Raw genomic sequence first — 24788 nt, forward strand, 5'->3', positions numbered from 1 at the left:
CTCTCTGCGAATGCGCCGGACTGCCGAGGACGGCGCGGAGTCCTTCCCTACACTTGTCGGCATGGAATGGCTCGTCCCGCTCATCGTCGTCGTCGTGCTCGTGGTGATCCTCGGGATCTACCTCTGGGCGACCTACAACTCCCTCGTCACGCTGAACGTCCGCGTGGACGAGGCCTGGAGCGACATCACCGTCCAGCTGAAGCGGCGGGCGGATCTGATCCCGAACGTCATCGACTCGGTGAAGGGCTACGCCTCGCACGAGCGGCAGGTCTTCGACTCGGTGACCCGCGCCCGCGCCGAGACGCTCTCCGCGCAGGGGCCCGCCGAGGCGTCCGCTGCCGAGGACCACATGCAGAAGGCGCTGAAGTCGATCTTCGCCGTCGCCGAGGCGTATCCGCAGCTGCAGGCCAGCCAGAACTTCCTGCAGCTGCAGGGCGAGCTGGTCGACTCGGAGGACAAGATCCAGTCGGCCCGGCGCTTCTACAACGGCGGCGTCCGCGAGATGAACACCAAGGTCACCGTCTTCCCCAACACGCTCTTCTCCCGCCGCCTCGGCTTCTCCGAGCGCGAGTTCTTCGAGGTCGGCGACCTCGCCGCCATCTCGGAGCCGCCCCGCGTCCAGTTCTGACGCGACCGACCGCCGGTCGAGCAGCCCCGGAGGGGCGCCCCCTCATGCTGGTCGAGTAGCCGTGCAGAGGCGTATCGAGAGCTGCCGTCAGCGCGCCGCCGGGGCTCCGGCCGCGAGCGGGCCGCCGTCGAGCGTCGTGAGGTAGTCGTCGAACACCGGTGCCGGGTCCGTGCCGGTCGCGACGGCGTCCACCAGCGCCCGCCGCACCAGCGCCAGCACGACCGTCGCGAGCACGGCCGCGCGCGGCTCGTCCGCCGCCGGGAGGCCCATCCGCTGCGCGATGCTCGGCGTGAGCGCGGCCTCGCCGTCGTGCAGCGACTGCGCCCAGACCGCGCGCATGCCCGGCGTCTCGGTGAGCAGCGGCATCAGCCGCAGCGTGCGCTCCAGTTGCGGACCGGAGGCGGCCGCGGCGAACGCGGCACCCAGCGCGGTGTTCAGCGACTCCGACTCCGGCCGCGCCACGAGCTCGCGCCCCATGGCCGCGATCGCCGCGTAGAGCACGGGCCGCACGCAGTCCTCCTTGCCGCCGAGGTAGCGGTGGAAGGTGCGCAGCGAGATGCCGGCGGCGTGCGCCAGGTCGATCGAGCTGACGCCCTTCGTGGTCCCGCGCTCCAGCAGCAGGGCGACGCACTTCTCCGAGAGCGCCAGCGCGATCGGACCCTGCCGCTCCTGGGGGACGCTCATGCGAGGACCTCGCGGTGCCCTGCGGTGAGCGCGACGAGGAGCTCGGGCGCGAGGGTGCCCCGCCCGACGACGTCGACCGACTCGAGCCCCTGCCAGTGCGCGGCGGCGACGAGCAGCGCGGCGAGGCGCTCGGCGGTGTCCGGCGGCGCCCCGGGCTCGCGCCAGGCCGCCTGCACGCGCAGCACGCCGTTCTGGCGATCGCTCTTGAGGTCGACCCGCGCCGCCAGGACGTCGTCGAGCAGCACGGGCAGCACGTAGTAGCCGTGCACGCGCTGCGCCGCCGGCGTGTAGATCTCGATCCGGTAGTGGAAGTCGAAGAAGAGCTCGGCGCGCGGGCGGTGCCAGACCACGGGATCGAAGGGGGAGAGCAGCGCGTCGGCGCGGAGCTCCCGCGGCCGCCGCGCCGCGGTGTGCCGCCAGAGCGGCAGCGGGCGACCCGAGCGCTCCCAGCCGCGGACCTCGACGGGCACCAGCTCGCCGGCGTCGACCAGGTCGTGCACGGCCGCGAGCGTCGGCGCCTTCAGCAGCCGGTGATAGTCGGCGAGATCGCCGAGGGTGCCGACGCCGAGGGCGAGCGCGGAGCGGCGCACCAGCTCGCGGACCGCGTCCTCCGCGGAGACCTCGGCCGCCAGCACCTCGCGGGGCAGCACCTGCTCGGCGAGTGCGTAGGAGCGCTCGAAGCGCGTGCGCCCGGCGGAGACGACCTCGCCCCAGCGGAAGAGCACCTCGAGCCCGCGCTTCATGTCGGACCAGCCCCACCACGGACCGGTGCGGGTGTTGGCCTCGTGCTCGATCTCCGAGGCGCGCAGCGGGCCGTCCGCGAGAGCCGCGCGCAGCCAGTCCAGCGTGGAGCGGTTCTCGGCCGCCCAGCCCTCGTGCTCGGGCAGGCGCACGCGGCGGTAGTGCTCCATCCGCCAGCGGTAGAGCGGCAGGTCCGCGCGGCGGATCAGAGCCGCCTCGTGCGCCCAGTACTCCAGGTAGTGCCCCTTCGGCGAGAACGCGACGGCGTCGAGGAGGCCGCGGTCGTAGGGGCCGAGGCGGGCGAGGACGGGGAGGTAGTGGCTGCGCTCGAAGACGTTGACCGAGTCGAGCTGCAGCGGCCGGATCCGGTCGATCACGCCGAGGATCTGCCGCGTGCCGACGCTCGGCGGCGGCGCGGCGCCGAAGCCCTGGGCGGCCAGGGCGATGCGGCGCGCGAGCGCGGGGCTGAGCTGCTCGGTCATGGTGCCCCCACGCTAGCGAAGGCCGCCGACATCGGCCGATCCTGTCCCGCCGCCGAGTGTTCCCGTCCGGTTCATCGCAGCGGCCCCGGGACGTCGGGAGCAGCCCCTACGTTTCCCGAGGCGCCCGCAGGGGCCCACCCACCCGACTCCTGGAGGACTCTTGACGACCCAGCGCTTCCCCCGCGCCGGCGTGCTCGCCGCCGCGACCGCCGCTCTCGCTCTCACCCTGACCGCCTGCTCCGGCGACGCCGGCGCCTCGTCGGGGGACGCGTCCGTCGACGCCTCGACCGCGACCTCCGCCGCCGACCTCGGCGGGCTCGACGCCCTGATCGAGGCCGCGAAGGCCGAAGGCGAGCTCAACGTGATCGCGCTGCCCGACAACTGGGCCAACTACGGCGAGCTCATCTCGGGCTTCGAGGACGAGTACGGCATCACCGTCAACTCGGCCGACCCCGACGTCTCCTCCGCCGAGGAGATCAGCACCGCGCAGAACCTGGCCGGCCAGGACACCGCTCCGGACGTCTTCGACCTCGGTGCCGCCGTGGCCCTCGCCAACACCGACCTCTTCGCGCCGTACAAGGTCGAGACCTGGGACGACATCCCCGAGGGCAACCGCGAGGAGACCGGCCTCTGGGTGAACGACTACACCGGCCTGATGTCGATCGGCTACGACGCCGACGCCGTGCCCGCGCCCGAGGCGCTCGACGACCTGCTCGGCGCCGACTACCGCGGCTCCGTCGCGATCAACGGCGACCCGACCCAGGCCGGAGCCGCGGCCGCCGCCGTGCAGCTCGCCGCCCTGCAGTCGGGCGGCTCGGCCGACGACGTCCAGCCGGGCATCGACTTCTTCGAGAAGCTGAACGACGCGGGCAACTTCCTGCCGCTGGACCCGACCGACGCGACCATCGCCTCGGGCGAGACCCCGGTCGTCTTCGACTGGAGCTACAACAACCTCGCCGCCGCGACGGCGAACGAGGGCACCCGCGAGTGGACGACGACGGTGCTGCCCGGCACCGCGGTCGGCAGCTACTACAACCAGGCGATCAACGCCGACGCGCCGCACCCGGCCGCCGCGCGCCTCTGGCAGGAGTACCTCTACTCCGACGCCGCGCAGAACCTCTACCTCGCGGCCGGCGCCTACCCCGTGCGCCTGGCGGCCATGGTCGACGCGGGCACGGTCGACCAGCAGGCCCTCGACGCGGTCGGCGCCGCCCCCGAGGACCTCGTCCAGTTCACCTCCGAGCAGACCGAGGCCGCCTCGGCCCTGCTGGCCGAGAAGTGGGGCGCGGCGATCCAGTGACGACCGCCGCCGTCCGCGCCGTCCCCGAGGCCCGTGCGCCCCGGGGACGGCGCGGTCTCCCCGCAGCGCTCGGCGTCGCTCCGTTCGCGGTCTACGTCCTGCTCTTCCTCGCCGTGCCGACCGTCCTCGCGGTCGGCACGGGCTTCGTGGACGGCGACGGCCGGCCGACGCTCGCGAACGTCGCGGCGCTGGGCGATCCCGTCGTCCTGTCGGCCTTCGGCGCCTCGCTCGGTCTGTCGGCGCTCACCGCCGTCGTCGGCGCGATCCTCGGCGGGATCGTCTGCCTGGCCCTGCTCGGCGCCGATCCGCGCGGTCCGCTGCGCACGATCGTCGACGCCGCCGCGAGCGTGCTCGCCCAGTTCGGCGGCGTGATGCTGGCGTTCGCGTTCATCGCGACGATCGGCGTGCAGGGCCTCGTCACGACCCTCCTGGCCGGCGCGGGTGTCGACCTCTACGCCGACGGGGTCTGGCTCTACCAGCTGCCCGGGCTGATCCTGCCCTACCTCTACTTCCAGATCCCGCTGATGGTGCTGACCTTCCTGCCCGCCCTCGAGGGCCTGCGCCCCGAGTGGGCCGAGGCGAACGCCGTGCTCGGCGGGGGAGGGGTGAGCTACTGGTGGCGGGTCGCGGTCCCCGTCCTCGCGCCCTCCTTCCTCGGCTCGGTGCTGCTGCTGTTCGCCAACGCGTTCTCCTCGTTCGCCACGGCCGCGGCGTTGATCAGCCAGGGCGCGCAGATCGTGCCGCTGCAGATCCGCGCCGCCCTCGTCAGCGAGACGGTCCTCGGCCGGGAGAACCTGGCCGGCGCGCTCGCGCTCGGGATGCTCCTGGTGATGATCGTGCTGATGTCTGGCTACGCGCTGCTGCAGCGCCGCGCCCGGCGGTGGCAGCGATGACCCGCGCCCTCTCGCGCACCGTCCTGGTCGTCACCGGCCTCGCCTTCGCGGTGCCGCTGATCGCGATGGCCGAGTTCACCCTCCGCGGCGCCGGCGGCTACGACCTCTCGCACTGGACCGCGATCCTCGACCCGGAGAACGAGCGCGGCTACCGCGCGCTCTTCCAGGGCATCGGCAACTCGCTGGTCCTCGCGGTCGTCACCGCCCTGATCGTGCTCGTGCTGCTCGTGCCGACGATGCTCCTCGTCGAGATCCGCCTGCCGCGCCTGCGCCGGGCGCTCGAGCTGGTCTGCCTGCTCCCGCTGACCGTCCCCGCGATCGTGCTGGTCGTCGGGCTGGCCCCGGTCTACTCGGTGATCACCCGGCTCGTCGGATCGTCCCCCTGGACGCTCGCGCTCGCCTACGGCGTGCTCGTGCTGCCCTACGCCTACCGCGCGATCGCCGCCGACCTCGCGGGGCTGGATGCCATCACGCTCTCGGAGGCCGCCCGCTCGCTGGGCGCCGGCCCCGTCGGCGTGCTCACCCGGGTGCTGCTGCCGAATCTGCGCCGCGGTCTCGTCGCCGCCGCGCTGATCACGGTCGCGGTGGTCCTCGGCGAGTACACCATCGCCTCGCTGCTCAGCCGGACCACCCTGCAGACCGGTCTCGTGCAGGTGTCGAAGCAGGACGCCTACGTCGCCGTGATCTTCTCGCTCCTCTCCCTCCTGTTCGCCTTCGCCCTGCTGCTCGGGATCGGCCGCCTCGCGCGGATCGGACTCGTCGCCACCGGGCGCCGCGCTTCGAAAGGCACGCCGTGACCGCTCCTCTCTCCCCGGGCGCTCGCGTCCGCTTCCTCGACGTCGCGCGGCACTACGGCGCCGCCCGCGCCCTCGACGGCGTCAGCTTCGACGTCGCACCGGGGGAGTTCATCGCCCTCCTCGGCCCGTCCGGCTGCGGCAAGACCACGGCGCTGCGCGCGCTCAGTGGGCTCGAGCGGATCGACTCCGGCCGCATCCTGGTCGACGAGCGCGACGTCGCCGGCCTGCCGGTCGCCCGCCGCGACATGGGCATGGTCTTCCAGTCGTACTCGCTCTTCCCGCACCTGCGCGCCCGCGAGAACGTCGAGTTCGGCCTGCGCACCCGCGGTGTCGCGGCGAAGGAGCGGCGGACGGCCGCGCAGGACGCGCTCGACCTGGTCGGCCTCGGCGCTCTGGGCGACCGCTACGCGCATCAGCTCTCCGGCGGGCAGCAGCAGCGGGTGGCGCTCGCCCGGGCGCTCGTGACCCGTCCGCGGGTCCTGCTCCTGGACGAGCCGCTCTCCGCGCTGGACGCGAAGGTCCGCGTGCAGCTGCGCGACGAGATCAAGCGGCTCCAGTCCGAGATCGGCATCACCACGTTCTTCGTCACCCACGACCAGGAGGAGGCGCTCGCCGTCGCCGACCGGGTCGCCGTGATGAGCGCCGGGCGCATCGAGCAGCTCGGGGCACCGGAGGACCTCTACGCGCGGCCCTCGACGCCGTTCGTCGCGCACTTCGTCGGCCTCTCGAACGTCGTGCCGGGAGTCGTGTCCGCGGGCGGCGTCTCCGTGCTCGGGGCACGCCTGCCACTGGTGGATCCGGCGACGGGGGACGGCGCGGTGTCGGCGTTCCTCCGGCCGGAGGACATCGAGATCGTGCCGGGCGGTGCCCCCGGCGCCCTGCCCGCGGTCGTCGTCGCGACCAGCTTCCTCGGCCCGGTGCGCCGCTCGACGGTCCGGACCGAGCAGGGCGACGAGCTCGTCGTGCAGCACGCCGCCGGGATCCGGCTCGCACCGGGGGAGCGCGTCGGTCTCGCACTGGCGCTGCGGCCGGTGGCGGTCCGCGCCGCCGCGTGAGTCGTCGCGGATTCCGCCCGCGGAATGCGGCGGGGATTAGTCTGGGCGGATGAGACTCGGCCGGTCCCGCCGCACGTCCGGCGCCCGCGACGCCGCCCGCATCACCGCGGCTCCCGAGCGTCCGCCGCAGCCCCGCCCGCTCGACCCGGATGCGGCCTTCGTCAGCACCGGGATGCGCATCGCCGGGGCGTGGGCCTGGCGGATCCTCGTGGTCGCCGGCGCTCTCGCCGTGATCGGCCTGCTCGTGATCGAGCTGCGGCTGATCGTCATCCCCCTGCTGCTCGCGATCGTCATCGCGGCGCTGCTCGTGCCGTTCTCGACGTTCCTGCAGCGCCACCACTGGCCCAAGTGGCTCGCGATCGTGGTGGCCGAGCTCGGCATCGTCCTGGTGATCGGCGGGCTGCTCTTCCTCGTCGTCACCCAGGTCTACTCCGGCTTCGACGATCTCAGCCGCCAGACGGTGGAGTCCTACGACGACCTCAAGACCTGGCTGCTCGAGGGCCCGCTGCACCTGACCGAGACCGACATCAACCAGTACGCGCAGCAGGCGCTCGCGGCGGTGCAGCAGGACTCGGGGATGCTGGTCAGCGGCGCCCTCAGCGTCGGCTCGACGGTCGGGCACGTGCTCACCGGTGTGCTGCTGACGCTGTTCTCGACGCTCTTCATCCTGATCGACGGCCCGAACATCTGGCGCTGGGTGGTGCGGCTGTTCCCGCACCGCGCGCGCGGCGCCGTCGACGGCGCCGGCCGGGCGGGCTGGGTCACGCTGACCAACTTCGTGAAGGTGCAGATCCTGGTCGCCTTCGTCGACGCGGTGGGCATCGGTCTCGGCTCGTTCTTCCTCGGCGTCCCGCTCGCGATCCCGATCGGCGTGCTGGTCTTCCTCGGCTCCTTCGTGCCGGTCATCGGAGCCGTCGTCACCGGAGCGCTCGCCGTCTTCATCGCCCTGGTCTACAACGGCCCGGTCATCGCGCTGATCCTGCTCATCGTCGTCCTCGGCGTGCAGCAGCTGGAGGGGCACATCCTCCAGCCGCTGATCATGGGCTCCGCCGTCAAGGTGCACCCGCTCGCCGTCGTCCTCGCGGTCGCCGGCGGTTCGATCGTCGCGGGCATCGCGGGCGCCTTCTTCGCGGTCCCCGTGGTCGCGACCCTCAACGTCATGGTCAACTACGTCGCGAGCGGAGCCTGGCGCTCGCCGACCCGAACCCCCGAGAGAGTTGCCGAAGAGCATGCAGACTAGCCGCGTCGTCGGACCGACCCTGAGCGAGTTCGAGGCGGCCCGAACCGTCCTCGCCCCCGTGATCGCCAACACCCCGATGGAGACGAGCAGCTTCCTCGCCGAGGTGCTCGGCTCGCCCGTGTTCCTCAAGTGCGAGAACCTGCAGCGCACCGGCTCCTACAAGATCCGCGGCGCTGTGTTCCGGCTCTCGCACCTCTCGGCGGAGGAGCGCGAGCGCGGCGTCGTCGCCGCCTCAGCCGGCAACCACGCGCAGGGCGTCGCCTTCGCCGCGCGCGAGCTCGGCATCAAGGCGACCATCTTCATGCCCATCGGCGTCGCCCTGCCCAAGCTCGCGGCGACCCGCGACTACGGCGCGGAGGTGGTGCTGAGCGGGCACATCTTCAACGAGGCCCTCGCCGCGGCGGCCGAGTTCGCCGAGCGCACCGGCGCGGTCTTCGTGCCGCCCTACGACCATCCGGACGTCATCACGGGCCAGGGCACGATCGGCCTCGAGATCCTCGAGCAGGCGCCGGGAGTCGAGACCCTCGTCGTCCCGATCGGCGGCGGAGGGCTCATCGCCGGCGTCGCCTCCGCGGCGAAGCAGAAGGCGGCCCAGGAGGGGCGCACGCTGCGGGTCATCGGCGTCCAGGCGGCGAACGCGGCGCCGTATCCGCTCTCGCTCGCGGCGGGGGAGCCGATCGCGATCACGATCTCGCCCACCATCGCCGACGGCATCGCGGTCGCGAAGCCCGGGCAGCTCAACTTCGAGATCATCCGGGAGGTCGTCGACGAGGTCGTCACCGTCGAGGACGACGACACCGCGCGGGCGCTGCTCGTGCTGCTCGAGCGCGCGAAGCTCGTCGTCGAGCCGGCCGGCGCAGTCGGCATCGCCGCGATCCTCACCGGCAAGATCCGGAACGCGGGCCGCACCGCTGTCATCCTCTCCGGCGGCAACATCGACCCGCTGATGATGGAGCGCGTGATCAGCCGGGGGCTCGCCGCCTCCGAGCGCTACCTCAAGATGAGCATCGGGCTGCCCGACCGGCCGGGTCAGCTCGCGCGGATCGCGGACCTGATCTCGGAGGCGAACGCCAACGTCGTCGAGGTGCTGCACACCCGGCACGGCCGAGGCCTGCAGATCAGCGAGGTCGAGCTCGAGATCAGCGTCGAGACCCGCGGTCCCGAGCACGCCGACCGCGTCCTCCAGGTCCTCCGCGACGCGGGCTACTCCCCGCGCCTCTCGAACGGCTAGCCCGCCTGTCAACGCGAGATGCCACTTGTGACGGCCCGACACGGCATGTCGGGCGCACAAGTGGCATCTCGCGGAGTGCGTCAGCGCTGAGGGTCAGTGGCCGTTCCAGGTCTCGACGTTCGTGACCTTGACCGTGATGTTCCGGCCGTTGGGGGCCTCGAAGGTGGTGGAGTCGCCGACCTTCAGGCCCATGATGGCGCCGCCGAGCGGGCTCTGCGGGCTGTAGACGTCGAGGTCGCTCTCGCCCGCCATCTCGCGGTTGCCGAGGAGGAAGCGCGACTCATCGCCGGCGATCTCGGCGGTGATGATCGTGCCCGCCTCGACGACGCCGTGGCTCTCGGGCGGCGTGCCGATCTCGGCCTCGCGCAGCAGCGCGGTCAGCTGGCGGATGCGCGCCTCGATCTTGCCCTGCTCGTCCTTCGCGGCGTGGTAGCCGCCGTTCTCCTTGAGGTCGCCCTCCTCGCGCGCGACCTCGATGCGCTTGGCGATCTCGAGGCGGCCGTTGGTGGACAGCTCGGTGTGCTCCGCCTGGAGGCGGTCGTACGACTCCTGGGTCATCCAGGTGACCTGAGGCTGGTCGGCCATGGTGGGCTCCTCACATGACGGCCGCGCGCGACCGACGGTGCTGTCGGACGCCTGCGCCCGGCGACCGGATCGACCGAGGGCGTGCGGCGGGGGAAAAGACAAGGCCCCGACGAGTCCGTCAGGGCACCCCGACACCCTACGGGAGCCAGCAGGAGGAGATCAAACCTGTCGTGGCGAGCTCCGTGGTCCGCACCGTCTCGGTGTAGGAGCGGAAGCGCTCGGTCGACGCGGGGTACTCGACGACGAGCCAGCCGACGACGGCGGACTGCTCGTTGAGCGCCTGGACAGCACAGGCGGCGTCGCGGCCGGTCGGGACGGTCAGATCGAACGACACCTCGACGGTGCGGTCGTCGACCACCTGGTGCGCGGTGTCCTGCACGTCGACGCCGTCGCGGGCGCCGTCGAGGCCGGCCCAGATCACCCAGGCGGCGAAGACGGCGACGAAGGCGACGGCGACGAGGGCGAACAGCCGGCGGTCGCCGCGGCGGCTGCGGGGCGTCCTCCCGTAGCGGGAGGCGAGCGGGCCGGCGGCGCGGACGGCGTCCGGATCGAGGGCGGGGTCGCTCGCGCGCTCGTCGCTCTCGGACGTTCGGGCGGCCACGGAACTCCCTGGGTGAAGCGACTATTCTGGCGGGTGACGTGCGCCGGAGAGAACCCGGCGACGTCCCCCATTAAACCCCGAGGAATCGAGAGATCGTGTCCCAGGCCGTCCAGGTCTCCGCAGATTCAGAGGCGCACGCCGACGCTGCGCCGCGCGAGGTCCCGCGCCTGCTCGCCGTGCACGCCCACCCGGACGACGAGTCCAGCAAGGGCGCCGCGACCCTCGCCTCCTACGCCGACCGCGGCGCCGAGGTCATGGTCGTCTCCTGCACGGGCGGCGAGGCCGGCTCGATCCTGAACGAGGCGCTCTCGGCCCGGGCTCACGCCGAGCGCGACATGGGCGGCCTCCGCCGCTACGAGATGGCCGCCGCTCAGCGGGCGCTCGGCGTCGAGCACGCCTGGCTCGGCTTCGTCGACTCCGGGATGCCCGAGGACGGCGCCGTCGCCGCGGACTCCTTCGCCGGCCTGCCGCTGCCGACCGCGGCCGCGCCGCTGGTGCGGCTCGTCCGCCGCTTCCGCCCGCACGTGATCATCAGCTACGACGAGAACGGCGGCTACCCGCACCCGGACCACATCCGGGCGCACCAGGTCGCGGTCGAGGCCTTCCGCGCCGCGGGCGAGGCCGACGAGTACCCCGGCACCGGCGCCGCCTGGTCCGTCTCGAAGCTCTACTACGACCGCGTCTTCAGCTCGCAGAAGCTGCGCGCGATCGCCGAGCACATCCGCTCGATCGACCCGGAGGACCCGCTGCTCGCCTCGTTCGAGGAGATGAAGCGCTGGAACGAGGAGACGCCCTACCTCGCCACCACGAAGATCGTCGTCTCCGGCTTCCACGACCGCCGCGACGCGGCCCTGCTCGCGCACGCGAGCCAGGTCGCTCCCGACAACAAGTTCTTCTTCCTCCCGCACTCGGCGATCGACGCCGCGTGGCCGACCGACGACTTCCAGCTCGTGCAGAGCCGGGTCGACGCGCCGACCCCCGAGACCGACCTCTTCGCCGGGATCGACGTCGCGCTGCCGGCCGACTCCGCCGCCGCTGAAGACGCCGCCCCCGTCCCCGAGGAGCAGACCGCATGATCACCGCGACCGTGCTCGAGGCCGCCCACCTCGCGCTGATCCGCGCCGCCGAGGCGACGCCCGTGCCGACGACCGCGCCGGAGTTCAACGAGGACACGGTGACGCCCGGCCTGTTCGGCTTCATCACCATGTTCGTGATCGCGCTCGCCGCGGTCCTCCTGGCGCTCGACATGGTGCGCCGGGTGCGCCGGACGACCTACCGCGCCCAGGTGAACGAGCAGCTCGACGCCGAGGAGCGCGAGAGCGCGGACGGCGCCGCGGGGCGCTGAGCCCGCCGCGCTCAGCCGACGTTGTAGGTCGGGTGCAGGCAGACGATCAGCGCCGCCGTCCAGTGGCAGAGGAAGGCCACCGCGGTCAGCGCGTGGAAGATCTCGTGGAAGCCGAAGACTCCGGGCAGCGGATTGGGCCGCTTGATCCCGTAGATCACCGCGCCGACGGAGTAGCAGAGGCCGCCGACCAGGACGAGCACCATCATCGCCGCGCTCGCCTCGAACAGCGGTCCGAGATACATCACGGCCGCCCAGCCCAGCAGCAGGTAGAGCGGCACGTAGAGCCAGCGCGGCGCGGAGATCCAGAACACCCGGAAGCCGATCCCGAGCAGCGCCCCCGCCCAGACCAGCACGAGCAGCAGCGACCCCTGCGCGGGCGGCAGGGCGAGCGCGGCCAGCGGCGTGTAGGTGCCGGCGATCAGCAGGAAGATGTTCGCGTGGTCGATCCGCTTGAGGATCATCTTGGTCCGCGGCGCCCAGTCGAAGCGGTGGTAGAGCGCGGAGTTGCCGAAGAGCAGCAGCGACGAGACGGCGAACACGGTGGCCGCCCACTTCGCCGGAGCGCCGTCGGCGACGCTGACCAGGACGATGCCCGCCGCGATCGCCAGGGGGAACAGGCCGGCGTGGATCCAGCCGCGCCAGGTCGGTCGCGCCTCCGTCGCCGGGCCGTGCTCGATCTCGTCCTCGACGAGCGGCAGGGCGGGCAGCGGCGGATGCGCCGCCTCGTCCCGGGCCAGGGCGCGCGCGTCCGGATCGGGCGTGGGGGAGGTCGGCCGCTGGCTCATACGGACGAGGATACGACCCGCCGCCCGGCACGGACCCGGAGACGACGCTCGGACGGGTGAGCGGCCGAGGTCCGCTGACCGGTCCCGTCTTCGACTACCGTGGCAGGGTGCCGAAGCCGAGACTGCCTGTGGGAAGGGACCTCCTCTACGGCGTCTACAAGAAGCGCCTGCGCTCGAGTCTCGAGGGCGCCGCGCTGCCGAACCACGTCGCGATGATCATCGACGGCAACCGCCGCTGGGCCCGCCAGCGCGCACTGGAGACGGCCGCGCACGGTCACCGGGCGGGCGCCGCGAAGGTGCACGAGTTCCTGCAGTGGTGCGACGAGCTCGGCGTCCGGCACGTCACCCTCTACCTGCTCTCGCAGGACAACCTGGTCGGCCGGGACAGCTCCGAGCTGACCGAGCTGATCGCGATCATCGCCGACCTCGCCGAGGAGGTCTCGCAGCAGCCCGAGTGGCGGGTGCAGCACGTGGGCTCCGACGACGGGCTGCCGGAGTCGCTCGTCTCGGCGCTCGACCGCGCGGAGGAGCGCACCGCCGCACACACCGGCCTGCACGTGAACCTCGCTGTCGGCTACGGCGGACGGCACGAGATCGCGCAGGCGGTCCGCAGCATCCTGGACGAGCACGGCAAGCGCGGCTCGTCGATCGAGGACGTCGCGGGGCTGCTCACTCCCGAGCTGATCGGCGAGCACCTCTACACCAGCGGCCAGCCCGACCCGGATCTCGTAATCCGCACCTCGGGCGAGCAGCGGCTCTCCGACTTCATGCTCTGGCAGAGCGCGCACAGCGAGTTCTACTTCATGGAGGCGCTCGGGCCCGACATCCGCGAGGTCGACTTCCTCCGGGCGCTGCGCGACTACGCCGGCCGGCACCGCCGCTTCGGCAGCTGAGCCGCCCTCCCGCGCGCGCTGTTCACATAGCCGTTACACGTTCGTCTCGGCAAGAACCACACGGCTGTCATTTCCGGGATTAGGTTCGGATCATCAGGTGACGCACCTGGTCGAGTCGGCCACAGAAGTACGGCTCGAAGACCTGCCAGTGAAGGAACTGAGCGGTGCTGACACGCACCACCGGCCGACTCGCAATCCTCTGAAGTGAGTCGGGGGCTCCGGCCCCCGGAATGTGGAGAGTCGACGTGACAGTTCCCCAGGGTACGGATCCGCAGAACGGCACGCAGGGCGCGGTCCACCGCCGCGCGCAGCACGGCGCCTCGGATCGCACCGAGCAGCTCCAGCGCACCTACGTCCTCGACACCTCGGTGCTGCTGTCGGATCCCTCCTCGATGTTCCGCTTCGCGGAGCACGCCGTCGTCCTGCCGATCGTCGTGATCAGCGAGCTCGAGGGCAAGCGCAACGACCCCGAGATCGGCTACTTCGCCCGCCAGGCGCTGCGGCACCTCGACGAGCTGCGGGTCAAGCACGAGCGGCTCGACTTCCCGATCCGGGTCGGCCGGGGCGGGACCCTCCGCGTCGAGCTGAACCACTCGAACATGTCGGTGCTCCCCAGCGGGCTGCAGCTCGGCGACAACGACTCGCGGATCCTCGCCGTGGCGATGAACCTGCAGAGCGAGGGCGCCCTCGTCACCGTCGTGTCGAAGGACATGCCGATGCGCGTGAAGGCCGCCTCGATCGGCCTCGCCGCCGAGGAGTACCTCGCCGAGCTGGCCCCCGAGTCGGGCTGGACGGGCATGGACGACGTCACCCTCCGGGGCGACCAGATGAGCGAGCTGTACGACCGCGAGCGGCTCTTCACCGACGAGGTCGCCGACATCCCGATCAACACCGGGCTGGTCGTGCACTCGGACCGCGGCTCCGCGCTCGCCCGGGTGACCGGCAAGCGCCAGATCACGCTCGTGCGCGGCGACAAGGACGTCTTCGGGCTGCACGGCCGCTCGGCGGAGCAGCGGCTCGCGATCGATCTGCTGCTCGACCAGGAGGTGGGCATCGTCTCGCTCGGCGGCCGGGCCGGCACCGGCAAGTCGGCGCTCGCCCTCTGCGCCGGTCTCGAGGCCGTGCTGGAGAAGCGCCAGCATAAGAAGATCATGGTGTTCCGGCCGCTCTACGCGGTCGGCGGCCAGGACCTGGGCTTCCTGCCGGGCGACGCCGCGGAGAAGATGAACCCCTGGGCCCAGGCGGTCTTCGACACTCTTGGCGCGCTGGTCTCGCAGAACGTGCTCGACGAGGTGATCGAGCGCGGGATGCTCGAGGTGCTGCCGCTGACGCACATCCGCGGCCGCTCGCTGCACGACGCGTTCGTGATCGTGGACGAGGCGCAGTCGCTCGAGCGCAACGTGCTGCTGACGGTGCTGTCCCGGGTCGGCCAGAACTCGCGGGTGGTGCTCACGCACGACGTCGCCCAGCGCGACAACCTGCGCGTCGGCCGCTACGACGGCGTCGCCTCGGTGATCGAGACGCTCAAGGGGCACCCGCTGTTCGCCCACGTGACGCTGACCCGCTCGGAGCGCTCGGCGATCGCGGCGCTCGTCACCGAGATGCTGGAGTCGAACGAGTCGGCCTGATCCGCCATGCCGGAGGCGCGCGTCTGAGCGGCCTCCGGCTCGGGGAACCCGCTCCGGCTCGCCGGAGTCGCCGGTTCCCGCGAGCCGGAGGTCGTTCGGCGTGCCGGAGGTGCTCCGGGGGCGGGGTGCTCCACGACCGGGGCGCGTAGCGTGGGGCGGGTGAGCATCCTCGACGACGCGCTCCTCGAGCGCTTCCGCCTCCGCGCGGCCGACTACGACGCGCGCAACGTCTTCTTCGCCGAGGACCTCGAGGAGCTGAAGGCCGTCGGCTACCTGACGATGCTCGTCCCGGAGGAGCTCGGCGGCGGCGGGCTCGGTCTCGAGCAGGCGTCGGCCGAGCACACCCGGCTGGCGACCGCTGCTCCCGCCACCGCGCTGGCGACGACGATGCACCTGGTCTGGACCGGGATCGCGAAGGCTCTGCGCGCCCGCGGCGACGCCTCTCTCGAGCACGTGCTCGTCGACGCGGCCGCCGGGCACGTCTTCGCCTTCGGCAACAGCGAGCCCGGCAACGACCTCGTGCTCTCGGACTCGCTGACGCGCGCCGAGCCGCTGGGCGACGGCGGCTACCGCTTCACCGGCACCAAGATCTTCACTTCGCTCTCGCCGGCCTGGACGCGCCTGGGCGTCTTCGGCCGCGACGACAGCGGGCCGGAACCGCGGCTCGTGCACGGCTTCGTCGACCGTCCGTCGCCGGACGCGCCGGTGCCGGGACTCACCGTGCACGACGACTGGGACACCCTCGGGATGCGCGCCACCCAGAGCCGCACCACCGTGCTCGACGGCGTCGAGGTGCCGGCTGCGCGGATGTTCCACTCGCTGCCGGTCGGCCCGACGGCGGACCCGCTGGTCTTCGCGATCTTCGCCGACTTCGAGCTGCTGATCGCCTCGGTCTATCTCGGGGTCGCCCAGCGCGCCCTCGACCTCGGCGTGGCGTCGGCGCGGAAGCGGACCTCGCTCCGGGCGGGCGGACGACCGCTGTCCGAGGACCCGGACATCCGCTGGCGCCTCGCGGACGCGGCGATCCTGCTCGACGGGCTGCGGGCTCCGCTCGCGAGCGCGGCGGCCGACGTCGACGCGCTCGTGGACCGCGGGGCCGCCTGGTTCCCGTCGCTCGTCGGTGTGAAGATCCGCACCACGGAGGCGGCCCTGCGCATCGTCGAGAGCGCCGTCCGCGTCTCGGGCGGCTCGTCCTACCGCCGCGACTCCGAGCTCTCGCGGCTCTACCGGGACGTGCTCGCGGGGCTCTTCCACCCCTCGGACGACGAGTCCGCGCACGGGCTCTTCGCGAACGCGCTGCTCGGGCCGGTGCCGCCGCGGGAGTGAGGCGCACGCTCGCCGCCTGTGGACAACTCCGGCGGGGGCGGGGCGATCCGCTCTAGGGTCTCCGGATGCATGGCCTCCACGACCTCCCGGCGGCGCTCGGCGCGGCGGTCCTGCTCGGCGCGATCGGACTCACCCGCGTCGAGGGGCGTCCGGTGCTGGTCGTCCTCGTCGTCGCTGCGGCGACGGTGCCGCTCGTCCTCGCGGATGTGCGCGAGCGGCGTCTGCCGAACGCGCTGACGGGGCCGATCCTGCTGGCGGGGCTCGCGACGACGGTCGGCGGGGCGCTCGCCGGCCGGATGCCGGGGGAGCTGCCCGCCGTGCTCCTCACGGCCCTCGCGCTCGGGGTGCTGCATCTCGCCGGCGGGCTGGGGCTGGGGGATGTGAAGCTCGGGACGGGGCTGGCCCTCCCGCTCGCGGCGGTCGATCCGGCGCTCGCCCTCCAGGCGCCGGTGCTCGCGTTCGTCCTCGCCGGGGCGTGGAGTCTGCCGTCGGCGCTGCGGGGCGGGGGAGAGCGGATCCCGTTCGGGCCGTTCCAGCTCGCCGCGTTCTGGGTCGTGCTCGCTGCATCGTGAGGGGCGGGACCTCGACGCTGGCCGGGAGAGCCGCGGGGGTGTAGACCGGGTGCCGAGCGAGGAGGCGGACGTGGCGCACGGCGACGGAGACGACGGGGTGGCCGGCGGGAACGCGACACCGGAGCGGCGGACGACCTGCGCGATCGTGGGCGGCGGTCCGGCGGGGCTGGTGCTCGGTCTGCTGCTGGCGCGGGCCGGCGTCGAGGTGACGGTGCTGGAGAAGCACGCCGACTTCCTCCGCGACTTCCGCGGTGACACGGTGCACCCGACGACGCTGGGGCTGCTCGAGGACCTCGGCCTCCTCGACCGGTTCGAGGCGATCCGGCACTCGCGGGTGGAGCGGGTGACGATCCCGGGCCGCGACGGACGCGACGTGGTGATCGCGGACTTCGCGCGGCTGCCGGTGCGCCACCCGTACGTCGCGATGGTGCCGCAGTGGGACCTGCTCGCTCTTCTCTCCGAGGCCGCGCAGACCGAGCGCGGCTTCACGCTGCTCACCGAGCACGAGGTCACCGGAGTCGTCCGCGAGGGCGGGCGGGTCGTCGGCGTCGAGTACCGCTCGCCGGCCGGGGAGGGACGGCTGCTCGCCGATCTGACCGTCGCCTGCGACGGCCGCTGGTCGGCGGTGCGCCGGGCGGTCGGGCTGCGGGTGCACTCGCTGCCGGTCGGCTTCGACGTCTGGTGGTACCGCCTGCCGACGGCGCGGGCGGTGGGCGAGTCGCTCCTGCCGCGGATCGGGCGCGGGCGGGTGGCGATCGCGATCCCGCGCGACGGCTACCTGCAGATCGCGCGGCTGGGTCTGAAAGGCACCGACGCGGCGGTGCGGGAGCGGGGGATCGAGGCGTTCCGGGCGGAGGCGGCCGAGCTGCTCCCCGAGGTCGCCGAGGACGTGGCGGGGATCGGGTCGATGGACGACGTGAAGCACCTCGACGTCCGGCTCGAGCGGCTGCCGCGCTGGCACGCTCCGGGGGTGCTCTGCCTCGGCGACGCGGCGCACGCGATGTCGCCGGTGGGCGGGGTCGGCATCAACCTGGCCGTGCAGGACGCGGTGGCGGCCGCGCGGCTGCTGGCGGGGCCGCTGCGCCGCGGCGTGCTGCGGACGGCGGCGGGCGAACGGGTGCTCGCGCAGGTGCAGCGCCGGCGCGCGCTGCCCGCGGTGCTGATCCAGTCGCTGCAGGTGGTCCTGCACGCGCGCCTGATCCTGCCGGCGCTGGCCGGGCGGCTCTCGGGACCGCCGCGGGCGCTGGCCGTGCTGCTCCGGCTGCTGCCCGGGCTCGCCGTCGTGCCGGCGGCGCTGGTCGGCATCGGTCCCCGGCCCGAGCGCGCGCCGTCGTGGGCGCGGCGGCGGGCCGCGCGCTGACGGCCGACGTTCCGGCCGCGGTGGGTCTCGATACGCGCCTGCGGCGCTGCTCGACCAGCGTGCAGGGGGGCCCCGTCGCGCGGCGGCGGACCGCTCGTGTCGATCGAGTGGCCCGCGGAGCGGGCGTATCGAGATTCACCGGCGTCAGGACGTGAGTCTGCAGACCCGCCCTGCTGAGCACGGTGGGTCTCGATGCGCCCCTGCGGGGCCACTCGACCAGCGTGGAGGCGGGGCTCAGCCCGGGCGGGTCATCGACATGACGTCGAGGGCGCTGTCCAGCTGCGCCTCCGTCACCTCGCCGCGCTCGACGAAGCCGAGGTCGACGACGGACTCGCGGACGGTGATGCCCTTCGCGACCGAGTTCTTCGCGACCTTGGCGGCGGCCTCGTAGCCGATCACCTTGTTCAGCGGCGTGACGATCGAGGGCGAGGACTCGGCGAGGGCGCGCGCGTGCTCGACATTGGCCTCGAGGCCGTCGATCGTCTTGTCGGCGAGCAGGGTCGCGGAGGCGGTGAGCAGGCGGATCGACTCGAGCAGCGCAGTGCCCATCACGGGGATGGCCACATTGAGCTCGAAGGCACCGGAGGCGCCGGCCCAGGCGATGGTCGCGTCGTTGCCGATCACGCGGGCGCAGACCATCAGGACCGCCTCCGGGATCACCGGGTTCACCTTGCCGGGCATGATCGACGAGCCGGGCTGGAGGTCCGGGATGCTCAGCTCGCCCAGACCGGTGTTCGGGCCGGAGCCCATCCAGCGCAGGTCGTTGTTGATCTTGGTCAGGCTGACCGCGAGCACGCGGAGCGCACCGGACGCCTCGACGAGCGAGTCGCGGGCGCCCTGCGCCTCGAAGTGGTTGCGCGCCTCGGTGACGGGCAGGCCGGTCTCCTCGGCGAGGCGGGCGATGACCTTCGCCGGGAAGCCGGCGGGCGTGTTGATGCCGGTGCCCACGGCGGTGCCGCCGAGCGGGACCTCCGCGACGCGGGGGAGGGCGGACTGCACGCGCTCGATGCCGAGGCGGATCTGCGCGGCGTAGCCGCCGAACTCCTGGCCGAGGGTGACGGGCGTCGCGTCCATCAGGTGCGTGCGGCCGGCCTTGACGACCTCGGCCCACAGCTCGGCCTTCGTCTCGAGGGCCTCGGCGAGGTGCTCGAGAGAGGGAACCAGGTCCTGGATCAGCGCGCCCGTCACGGCGACGTGCACCGAGGTGGGGAAGACGTCGTTCGAGGACTGCGAGGCGTTGACGTGGTCGTTCGGGTGCACTGTGCGGCCGAGCGCGGTGGTCGCGAGGGTGGCGAGCACCTCGTTCATGTTCATGTTCGACGACGTGCCGGAGCCGGTCTGGTAGACGTCGATCGGGAAGTGCTCGCCGTAGCCGCCGCCGACGACCAGGTCGGCCGCGTCGGCGATCGAGCGGGCGATCTCGCCGTCGAGGACGCCGAGGTCCGCGTTCACGAGGGCCGCGGCCTTCTTGATCCGGGCGAGGGCCGCGATCTGGGCGGGCTCGAGGCCGGCGCCGGAGATCGGGAAGTTCTCGACCGCGCGCTGCGTCTGCGCGGCGTAGAGCGCGTCGCGCGGGACGCGGACCTCGCCCATGGTGTCGTGCTCGATGCGGAAGGCGTCGGTCGCGCCGGAGTCGGTCGGGGAGGTGTCCACCACGCTGTGTTCGTCCTGTTCTGTTCGGTTCATCGGTTCGGTGAGGTCGGGTCGGTCGTCCGCGGCCGGCTACTCGGCGGCCGGAGCGGTCGCGTCGGGGCTCGAGACGCTCTGGAGCGGGCTCGAAGTGCGCTCCTGCTCGGAGCGGTAGGGGCTCATCTGCGGCGGGTCGATGCCGAGGACCACGTCGGAGTCGACGGTGCCGTCGGACAGGCGGTAGTTGGCGCCGACGACGGCGAGCTCTCCCGCGGCGACCGCGTCGGCGATGAGCGGGGAGCGCTGCAGCAGCTCGGCGACGGTGTCGCGGAGGTGCTCGCGGCCGACCGCGAGGGTGTCGGTCGTGGACGGGTCGACGAGCACCCGGCCGTCGGGCTGCGGGCCGACGATGCGGCGGACGGCCGGGATGATCGGCTCAATCAGGTGCTCGATGTGCGGGGGGAGCCGCTCGGCGCCGGGCGCCTGCGACTGGATCGCGGCCTTGACCGCTCCGCACTCGTCGTGCCCGAGGACGAGGATCAGCTTCACGCCGAGCACGGCGACGCCGTACTCGAGCGAGCCGATGATCGAGTCGGCGATGACCTGGCCGGCGTTGCGGACGACGAAGAGGTCGCCGAGGCCGAGGTCGAAGATGATCTCGGCGGCGAGACGGGAGTCGCTGCAGCCGAAGAGCGCGGCGAGCGGCTTCTGCTCGGCGGCGAGCTCGTTGCGGCGCTCGACGTCCTGGCGGGGATGGCGGGGCTCACCGGCGACGAAGCGCTGGTTTCCGCGCAGCATCTCCTTCCAGACCCACGACGGCGGGCGCGATTCGCGCGCGACGGCGATGCTCTGCGGGACCTCGTGCTGGGGGCTCGACGGATCGAAGCTCAACGGGACTCCTCCTGGCCGATCTGCGGGGTGATGGCGTCGACGACCTGGCGGATCTCGTCCGTCGGCGCCGTGCCGTAGACGAGGTAGGTGCTGCCACCGGCCGTCGTCTCGAGAGCGTAGGGGCTGTTGCCGGTCTCGCCCGCCCCGTCGCGGTGGTCGTAGACCGTCCACTCGCGGCCGTCGATCTGCTCGACGCCCGTCGCGGCGGCGCTGTCGAGCTGGCCGGAGACCCAGCGCTCGTCGGCGTCGAAGCCCTGGCTGACGCCGATGTAGCCGTTCTTCGGCGTGATCAGGCCGACGTACCAGTACTCGACGCCGGCGTCCTCGCGCAGCTCGGCCGCGTTCGAGGACCAGGAGTCGGGCATGTCGGGCGCGGCGAGCGTCTCGCTCTCGCCGAGCTGGAACTGGGCGGCGACCGCCGGCACGTCGACCGGGTCGCGCACGGTGCCTTCGCCCCGGGGGACGATCAGGACGATCAGCGCGACCACGCCGACCGTCGCGAGCAGCGAGAACACGAGGTTGTTGACGGTCTTGCGCTGGCGGTAGAGCCGGCTGTTCTCGGCTTTGCGGGCCGCGGTCTCGGCGGCGGTCTCGGGCCGGCCGAGCTCGGCGACGACGCGGGGCGGCTTCTGGCGGCTCATCCGGCGCTCGATCCGCCGGCGGCCGACCCGCCCGAGCGGGCGGCGTCGAGCCGGGCGCGCGCGCCGATCAGCCACTCCTCGCAGCGGGCCGCGAGCGCCTCGCCGCGCTCCCAGAGGGCGAGCGAGCGCTCGAGGGTGGAGCTGCCCTGCTCGAGCTCGGAGACGACGCGGACGAGCTCGTCGCGCGCCTGCTCGTAGCTGAAGCCCGAGACGTCGCTCTCGCCGGACGGGGCGGGGTCGCTCGACTGCACGGCGGGGGAGTCGGTGCGGGCGTCGGCCATGGGGGTGATCCTATCGATCGGGGCTGCGAGGAGGGGCGCGGGAGGGTGGGTGCGGGCTGCTCAGCCGCGGCCGGCGGGATCGGCCGCGGGGCCGGTCGAGCGGGCGGCGACGGCGCCCTCGGCGAGCGTGAGCACGAGCGCCTCGCCCTCCGCCGCGTCCTGCGGCGCGCGGACCACGTGGCCGGCGCCGTTCTGCACGATCGCGTAGCCCCGGTCGAGGGTGTGCTGCGGCGAGAGAGCGCGGAGGTGCCCGTGCAGGCGCTCGACCTCGAGGTGGGCGCGCTCGATCCGCCGCTCGACCAGCTCCGCGCCGCGGGCGACCCAGCGGGTCAGCTCTTCCGAGCGCTGGTCGACGAGGACGCGGGGCTGCGCGAGGACCGGCCGGGAGCGCAGCTGCGAGAGGCGGTCGATCTCGTGCGAGACGAGCCCGCTGACCCTGGTGGTCATCCGCAGGCGCGCCTGCTGGACCCGGAGCAGCTCGTCGGAGACGTCCGGGACGACCCGCTTCGCCGCGTCGGTCGGGGTGGAGGCGCGGAGGTCGGCGACGTCGTCGAGCAGCGGGCGGTCGGCCTCGTGCCCGATGGCGCTGACGACGGGCGTGGCGCAGGCGGCGACCGCGCGCACCAGCGACTCGTCGCTGAAGCCGAGCAGGTTCTGGAAGTCGCCGCCGCCCCGGGCGATCACGATCACGTCGATGCTCGCGTCGGCGTCGAGGGTGCGCAGGGCCGAGGTCACCTCGGACACCGTGCGCTCGCCCTGCACGGCGGCGTGCACCACCCGGAAGCGGACGGCCGGCCACCGCAGCTGGGCGTTGCGGAGGACGTCCTTCTCGGCGTCGGAGTCCTTGCCGGTGATCAGGCCGATGCCGTGCGGGAGGAAGGGCAGCCGCTTCTTGCGCGCGGGCTCGAACAGACCCTCCGAGGCGAGCTGCCGGCGCAGGCGCTCGAGCTTCTCGAGCAGGTCGCCGAGACCGACGTGCCGCATCTCGAACACCTGCATCGAGAGCGTGCCGCCCTTGACCCAGTAGTTCGGCTTGACCAGCGCGATCACCCGGTCGCCCTGCTTGAGGTCCGCCGGGAGGCGGGCCCGGACCGAGGACCAGACGGTGAAGCCGACCGTCGCGTCGCCGGAGAGGTCCTTGAGCTTGCCGTAGACGTTGCCGCCGGAGACGCCCCACTGGGTGATCTCGCCCTCGACCCACGCCGTGCCGAGGCGCTCGATCCAGCCCTTGATCTTGCTCGCGAGCAGACCGACCGGCCAGGGAGCATCGGCGGTGGGAGGGGCGTCTGTCATCGGTGCCTTCGCGGGAGCGGGCGGGCGGGGGGAGCGGGTGGCGGACCCGCGACGACAACGGTACGGGATGCCTCCGACACCTCGGCGGCGTCGGCGCCGGGGGGCGCGCGGAGGCGTCCGCCGACCGGTCGGCACCGGATCCGGCTCATCCGCGGGGAGCACAGGATGCACCGCGTAGAATCGCGGGGTGAGTGAAGCCCCGATCAGCCTGCCCATGCCGCGCATGCCCCGCGCTACCGGGCGCCTGCGCGACGAGCCCGTCGACGGAGCCAAGCGAGTGCTCCTTGCCGCTCCCCGCGGCTACTGCGCCGGCGTCGACCGCGCGGTCGTCGCCGTCGAGAAGGCCATCGAGCACTACGGCGCCCCCGTCTACGTCCGCAAGCAGATCGTGCACAACGTGCACGTCGTCTCGACGCTCGAGAGCCAGGGCGCGATCTTCGTCGAGGAGGTCGACGAGGTCCCCGAGGGCTCGCACATCGTCTTCAGCGCCCACGGCGTCTCGCCGGCGGTCGTGCAGGGCGCGGCGGACCGCAACCTCCAGGCGATCGACGCGACCTGCCCGCTCGTCACGAAGGTGCACCGCGAGGCCGTCCGCTTCGCGCGCGACGACTTCGAGATCCTCCTGATCGGCCACGAGGGGCACGAGGAGGTCGAGGGCACCGCGGGCGAGGCCCCCGATCACGTGACCCTGGTCGGCAGCCCCGACGACGTCCCGAACATCGTGGTGAAGGACCCGGACAAGGTCGTCTGGCTCTCGCAGACCACGCTCTCGGTCGACGAGACGATGGAGACGGTCCGCCGCCTCCGCGAGCGCTTCCCGAACCTGCAGAACCCGCCGAGCGACGACATCTGCTACGCCACCCAGAACCGCCAGGTCGCGATCAAGAAGGTCGCCGAGCACGCGGAGCTGGTCATCGTGGTCGGGTCGGCCAACTCGTCCAACTCGGTCCGCCTCGTCGAGGTCGCCCTCGAGTACGGCGCCAAGGCCGCCTACCGGATCGACTACGCCAGCGAGATCAAGCAGGAGTGGCTCGACGGCATCCGCACCGTCGGCGTCACCAGCGGCGCCTCGGTGCCCGAGGTCCTCGTGCGCGAGGTGCTCGACGACCTCGCCGCCGCCGGCTACGGCGACGTCGAGGAGGTCAAGACGGCCGAGGAGGACCTGATGTTCTCGCTGCCGAAGGAGCTGCGCAAGGACGTCGCCGGCAAGCGCGACGCCCGCGGCGCCGGCGGACGCGTGAGCGCCCCCGTCCGCGCCTGACGCTCCGCACGCCGAACGCGGAGAAGGCCGCCGCTCCCGAGGGAGGGCGGCCTTCTCGCGTGTGCGGGTGCTGCGGCTAGACGTCGGTGCCGGTCCCGGCGGACATCCGCGAGACGTAGTCGGCGAAGGTCGGGTCGCCGAGGATCGCGATGGCGGCGACCGTCAGCGAGAGCACGACCGTCGCCGCGATGCCGAGGATCGGCACGAGGACGGCGCGCTTGCCGGCGCGGAGCCGGCGGACGGCGATCCAGACCGCGAACGCGACGATGAGCGCCTGCGCCAGCGCGACGACCAGTCCGAGGGTGCGGGCGAGCTCGGGCGAGGCGTAGGTGCCGATGCCCTGGCTCGTGTACAGCTCTGAGAGCGTGGTCGCGAAGCTCGACGGATCGAGCAGCGTCGGCACGGCGAAGAAGACGCCGAGCGCCAGCAGGATGATCGTGATCAGCCGGTCGACGGGGTGCGCCACGGTCTTCGCGGCCGGGGCGCTCGCGGGCCGCGGATCCGTCTCGGACCCTCGCGGGTCCGGGACGACGACGGCGTCCTCCGGAGGCGTCCACGACCAGCCGGGCGGCGCGTACTCGCCGTACTGCGGTTCCGGGCGCGGGGAGCCGCTCGGCTGGTCGTGTGCGTTCGTCACGGAGCGGTG

Annotated in this window: 25 protein-coding genes and 1 pseudogene; 15 read left to right on the forward strand and 11 right to left on the reverse strand. The window is 72.9% G+C overall.

Annotation, left to right across the window (positions count from 1 at the left end; translation table 11 throughout):
- The first annotated feature begins 61 nt into the window (after positions 1 to 61).
- A complete protein-coding gene (locus GTU73_RS07280; protein ID WP_123702724.1) occupies positions 62 to 628 on the forward strand; it encodes a LemA family protein in 567 nt (188 codons plus the stop codon).
- A gap of 87 nt (positions 629 to 715) precedes the next feature.
- On the opposite strand, the gene GTU73_RS07285 is transcribed toward GTU73_RS07280, so the two are convergent.
- A complete protein-coding gene (locus GTU73_RS07285; RefSeq protein ID WP_160088206.1) occupies positions 716 to 1312 on the reverse strand; it encodes a TetR/AcrR family transcriptional regulator in 597 nt (198 codons plus the stop codon).
- Positions 1309 to 2535, reverse strand: a complete 1227-nt coding sequence (locus tag GTU73_RS07290) for a crosslink repair DNA glycosylase YcaQ family protein (protein ID WP_160088208.1) — start codon at positions 2533 to 2535, stop codon at positions 1309 to 1311. Before GTU73_RS07290 ends, GTU73_RS07285 begins: the two co-directional genes overlap by 4 nt.
- A gap of 160 nt (positions 2536 to 2695) precedes the next feature.
- On the opposite strand from GTU73_RS07290, the gene GTU73_RS07295 reads away from it, so the two are divergent.
- The 6 genes from GTU73_RS07295 to ilvA are packed head-to-tail and all read left to right on the forward strand — an operon-like array spanning position 2696 to position 9051.
- Entirely contained in the window at positions 2696 to 3835 is a 1140-nt protein-coding gene (locus GTU73_RS07295) for an extracellular solute-binding protein (RefSeq protein ID WP_208543747.1), read from the forward strand.
- Complete coding sequence (locus GTU73_RS07300; protein ID WP_160088210.1) at positions 3832 to 4728, forward strand: ABC transporter permease; 897 nt, start codon at positions 3832 to 3834, stop codon at positions 4726 to 4728. Before GTU73_RS07295 ends, GTU73_RS07300 begins: the two co-directional genes overlap by 4 nt.
- A complete protein-coding gene (locus GTU73_RS07305; protein ID WP_160088212.1) occupies positions 4725 to 5525 on the forward strand; it encodes an ABC transporter permease subunit in 801 nt (266 codons plus the stop codon). The genes GTU73_RS07300 and GTU73_RS07305 overlap by 4 nt, the downstream gene beginning before the upstream one ends.
- Positions 5522 to 6580, forward strand: a complete 1059-nt coding sequence (locus tag GTU73_RS07310; RefSeq protein WP_160088214.1) for an ABC transporter ATP-binding protein — start codon at positions 5522 to 5524, stop codon at positions 6578 to 6580. The genes GTU73_RS07305 and GTU73_RS07310 overlap by 4 nt, the downstream gene beginning before the upstream one ends.
- 49 nt (positions 6581 to 6629) lie before the next feature.
- Positions 6630 to 7820, forward strand: coding sequence for an AI-2E family transporter (locus tag GTU73_RS07315; RefSeq protein WP_160088216.1), 1191 nt, complete (start codon positions 6630 to 6632; stop codon positions 7818 to 7820).
- On the forward strand, positions 7810 to 9051 hold the full coding sequence (gene ilvA / locus GTU73_RS07320; RefSeq protein WP_160088218.1) for a threonine ammonia-lyase: 1242 nt from the start codon (positions 7810 to 7812) through the stop codon (positions 9049 to 9051). The genes GTU73_RS07315 and ilvA overlap by 11 nt, the downstream gene beginning before the upstream one ends.
- Positions 9052 to 9144: 93 nt before the next feature.
- Here ilvA and greA read toward each other — a convergent pair whose 3' ends face one another.
- Both greA and GTU73_RS07330 read right to left on the reverse strand, forming a co-directional pair.
- A complete protein-coding gene (gene greA, locus GTU73_RS07325; RefSeq protein WP_123702741.1) occupies positions 9145 to 9636 on the reverse strand; it encodes a transcription elongation factor GreA in 492 nt (163 codons plus the stop codon).
- A gap of 136 nt (positions 9637 to 9772) precedes the next feature.
- Positions 9773 to 10237, reverse strand: coding sequence for a DUF4307 domain-containing protein (locus tag GTU73_RS07330; protein WP_160088220.1), 465 nt, complete (start codon positions 10235 to 10237; stop codon positions 9773 to 9775).
- Between the two features lie 95 nt (positions 10238 to 10332).
- Between GTU73_RS07330 and mca the strand changes: the two genes are divergently transcribed.
- Together mca and GTU73_RS07340 are read left to right on the forward strand one after the other, a co-directional pair.
- Positions 10333 to 11313 (forward strand): mycothiol conjugate amidase Mca, encoded by a 981-nt coding sequence (gene mca, locus GTU73_RS07335; RefSeq protein WP_208543748.1) that lies wholly within the window; start codon positions 10333 to 10335, stop codon positions 11311 to 11313.
- Positions 11310 to 11582, forward strand: coding sequence for a hypothetical protein (locus tag GTU73_RS07340; RefSeq protein WP_160088222.1), 273 nt, complete (start codon positions 11310 to 11312; stop codon positions 11580 to 11582). The genes mca and GTU73_RS07340 overlap by 4 nt, the downstream gene beginning before the upstream one ends.
- An 11-nt stretch (positions 11583 to 11593) precedes the next feature.
- Here the strand turns inward: GTU73_RS07340 and GTU73_RS07345 are convergent, their stop codons facing one another.
- Positions 11594 to 12367 (reverse strand): hemolysin III family protein, encoded by a 774-nt coding sequence (locus GTU73_RS07345; RefSeq protein WP_160088224.1) that lies wholly within the window; start codon positions 12365 to 12367, stop codon positions 11594 to 11596.
- A 128-nt stretch (positions 12368 to 12495) separates the two neighbouring features.
- On the opposite strand from GTU73_RS07345, the gene GTU73_RS07350 reads away from it, so the two are divergent.
- The 5 genes from GTU73_RS07350 (at position 12496) to GTU73_RS07370 (ending at position 18146) form a co-directional block, all read left to right on the forward strand.
- Positions 12496 to 13260: an isoprenyl transferase gene (locus GTU73_RS07350; RefSeq protein ID WP_279630807.1), complete on the forward strand. Its 765-nt coding sequence runs from the start codon at positions 12496 to 12498 to the stop codon at positions 13258 to 13260.
- 245 nt (positions 13261 to 13505) lie between these two features.
- Positions 13506 to 14888, forward strand: a complete 1383-nt coding sequence (locus GTU73_RS07355; RefSeq protein WP_244231803.1) for a PhoH family protein — start codon at positions 13506 to 13508, stop codon at positions 14886 to 14888.
- 150 nt (positions 14889 to 15038) lie between these two features.
- Positions 15039 to 16214 carry an acyl-CoA dehydrogenase gene (locus tag GTU73_RS07360; protein WP_160088230.1) on the forward strand — a complete coding sequence of 392 codons (1176 nt, stop codon included), beginning with the start codon at positions 15039 to 15041 and terminating at the stop codon, positions 16212 to 16214.
- Between the two features lie 65 nt (positions 16215 to 16279).
- Positions 16280 to 16786 carry a prepilin peptidase gene (locus tag GTU73_RS07365; RefSeq protein WP_160088232.1) on the forward strand — a complete coding sequence of 169 codons (507 nt, stop codon included), beginning with the start codon at positions 16280 to 16282 and terminating at the stop codon, positions 16784 to 16786.
- A gap of 70 nt (positions 16787 to 16856) precedes the next feature.
- Entirely contained in the window at positions 16857 to 18146 is a 1290-nt protein-coding gene (locus GTU73_RS07370; protein WP_244231804.1) for an FAD-dependent oxidoreductase, read from the forward strand.
- Between the two features lie 234 nt (positions 18147 to 18380).
- On the opposite strand, the gene GTU73_RS07375 is transcribed toward GTU73_RS07370, so the two are convergent.
- The 5 genes and pseudogenes from GTU73_RS07375 to xseA all read right to left on the reverse strand — a co-directional run.
- Entirely contained in the window at positions 18381 to 19802 is a 1422-nt protein-coding gene (locus tag GTU73_RS07375) for a class II fumarate hydratase (RefSeq protein ID WP_244231805.1), read from the reverse strand.
- Positions 19803 to 19868: 66 nt separating this feature from the next.
- A complete protein-coding gene (locus GTU73_RS07380) occupies positions 19869 to 20573 on the reverse strand; it encodes a carbonic anhydrase (protein ID WP_127888435.1) in 705 nt (234 codons plus the stop codon).
- An 89-nt stretch (positions 20574 to 20662) separates the two neighbouring features.
- Positions 20663 to 21307 (reverse strand): DUF4245 domain-containing protein, encoded by a 645-nt coding sequence (locus tag GTU73_RS07385; RefSeq protein ID WP_160088236.1) that lies wholly within the window; start codon positions 21305 to 21307, stop codon positions 20663 to 20665.
- Positions 21304 to 21588, reverse strand: coding sequence for an exodeoxyribonuclease VII small subunit (locus tag GTU73_RS07390; protein ID WP_244231806.1), 285 nt, complete (start codon positions 21586 to 21588; stop codon positions 21304 to 21306). The genes GTU73_RS07385 and GTU73_RS07390 overlap by 4 nt, the downstream gene beginning before the upstream one ends.
- Positions 21589 to 21602: 14 nt before the next feature.
- Positions 21603 to 22881, reverse strand: a pseudogene (xseA, locus tag GTU73_RS07395) (exodeoxyribonuclease VII large subunit); the annotation flags it as partial.
- 214 nt (positions 22882 to 23095) lie between these two features.
- On the opposite strand from xseA, the gene GTU73_RS07400 reads away from it, so the two are divergent.
- Complete coding sequence (locus tag GTU73_RS07400) at positions 23096 to 24142, forward strand: 4-hydroxy-3-methylbut-2-enyl diphosphate reductase (RefSeq protein WP_160091271.1); 1047 nt, start codon at positions 23096 to 23098, stop codon at positions 24140 to 24142.
- Between the two features lie 76 nt (positions 24143 to 24218).
- Here the strand turns inward: GTU73_RS07400 and GTU73_RS07405 are convergent, their stop codons facing one another.
- Positions 24219 to 24779, reverse strand: coding sequence for a DUF6264 family protein (locus GTU73_RS07405; RefSeq protein ID WP_160088240.1), 561 nt, complete (start codon positions 24777 to 24779; stop codon positions 24219 to 24221).
- Between the last annotated feature and the right edge of the window lie 9 nt (positions 24780 to 24788).

The sequence above is a fragment of the Rathayibacter sp. VKM Ac-2804 genome (assembly GCF_009866655.1).
Lineage (GTDB): Bacteria > Actinomycetota > Actinomycetes > Actinomycetales > Microbacteriaceae > Rathayibacter.

What these genes read in the sequence shown, in the direction of transcription:
- GTU73_RS07280 (WP_123702724.1), top strand. Translation starts at nt 62, where the DNA reads ATGGAATGGCTCGTCCCGCTCATCGTCGTCGTCGTGCTCGTGGTGATC.
- GTU73_RS07285 (WP_160088206.1), bottom strand. Translation starts at nt 1,312, where the DNA reads ATGAGCGTCCCCCAGGAGCGGCAGGGTCCGATCGCGCTGGCGCTCTCG.
- GTU73_RS07290 (WP_160088208.1), bottom strand. Translation starts at nt 2,535, where the DNA reads ATGACCGAGCAGCTCAGCCCCGCGCTCGCGCGCCGCATCGCCCTGGCC.
- GTU73_RS07305 (WP_160088212.1), top strand. Translation starts at nt 4,725, where the DNA reads ATGACCCGCGCCCTCTCGCGCACCGTCCTGGTCGTCACCGGCCTCGCC.
- GTU73_RS07315 (WP_160088216.1), top strand. Translation starts at nt 6,630, where the DNA reads ATGAGACTCGGCCGGTCCCGCCGCACGTCCGGCGCCCGCGACGCCGCC.
- ilvA (WP_160088218.1), top strand. Translation starts at nt 7,810, where the DNA reads ATGCAGACTAGCCGCGTCGTCGGACCGACCCTGAGCGAGTTCGAGGCG.
- greA (WP_123702741.1), bottom strand. Translation starts at nt 9,636, where the DNA reads ATGGCCGACCAGCCTCAGGTCACCTGGATGACCCAGGAGTCGTACGAC.
- GTU73_RS07340 (WP_160088222.1), top strand. Translation starts at nt 11,310, where the DNA reads ATGATCACCGCGACCGTGCTCGAGGCCGCCCACCTCGCGCTGATCCGC.
- GTU73_RS07345 (WP_160088224.1), bottom strand. Translation starts at nt 12,367, where the DNA reads ATGAGCCAGCGGCCGACCTCCCCCACGCCCGATCCGGACGCGCGCGCC.
- GTU73_RS07365 (WP_160088232.1), top strand. Translation starts at nt 16,280, where the DNA reads ATGCATGGCCTCCACGACCTCCCGGCGGCGCTCGGCGCGGCGGTCCTG.
- GTU73_RS07380 (WP_127888435.1), bottom strand. Translation starts at nt 20,573, where the DNA reads ATGCTGCGCGGAAACCAGCGCTTCGTCGCCGGTGAGCCCCGCCATCCC.
- GTU73_RS07385 (WP_160088236.1), bottom strand. Translation starts at nt 21,307, where the DNA reads ATGAGCCGCCAGAAGCCGCCCCGCGTCGTCGCCGAGCTCGGCCGGCCC.
- GTU73_RS07390 (WP_244231806.1), bottom strand. Translation starts at nt 21,588, where the DNA reads ATGGCCGACGCCCGCACCGACTCCCCCGCCGTGCAGTCGAGCGACCCC.
- GTU73_RS07400 (WP_160091271.1), top strand. Translation starts at nt 23,096, where the DNA reads ATGCCGCGCATGCCCCGCGCTACCGGGCGCCTGCGCGACGAGCCCGTC.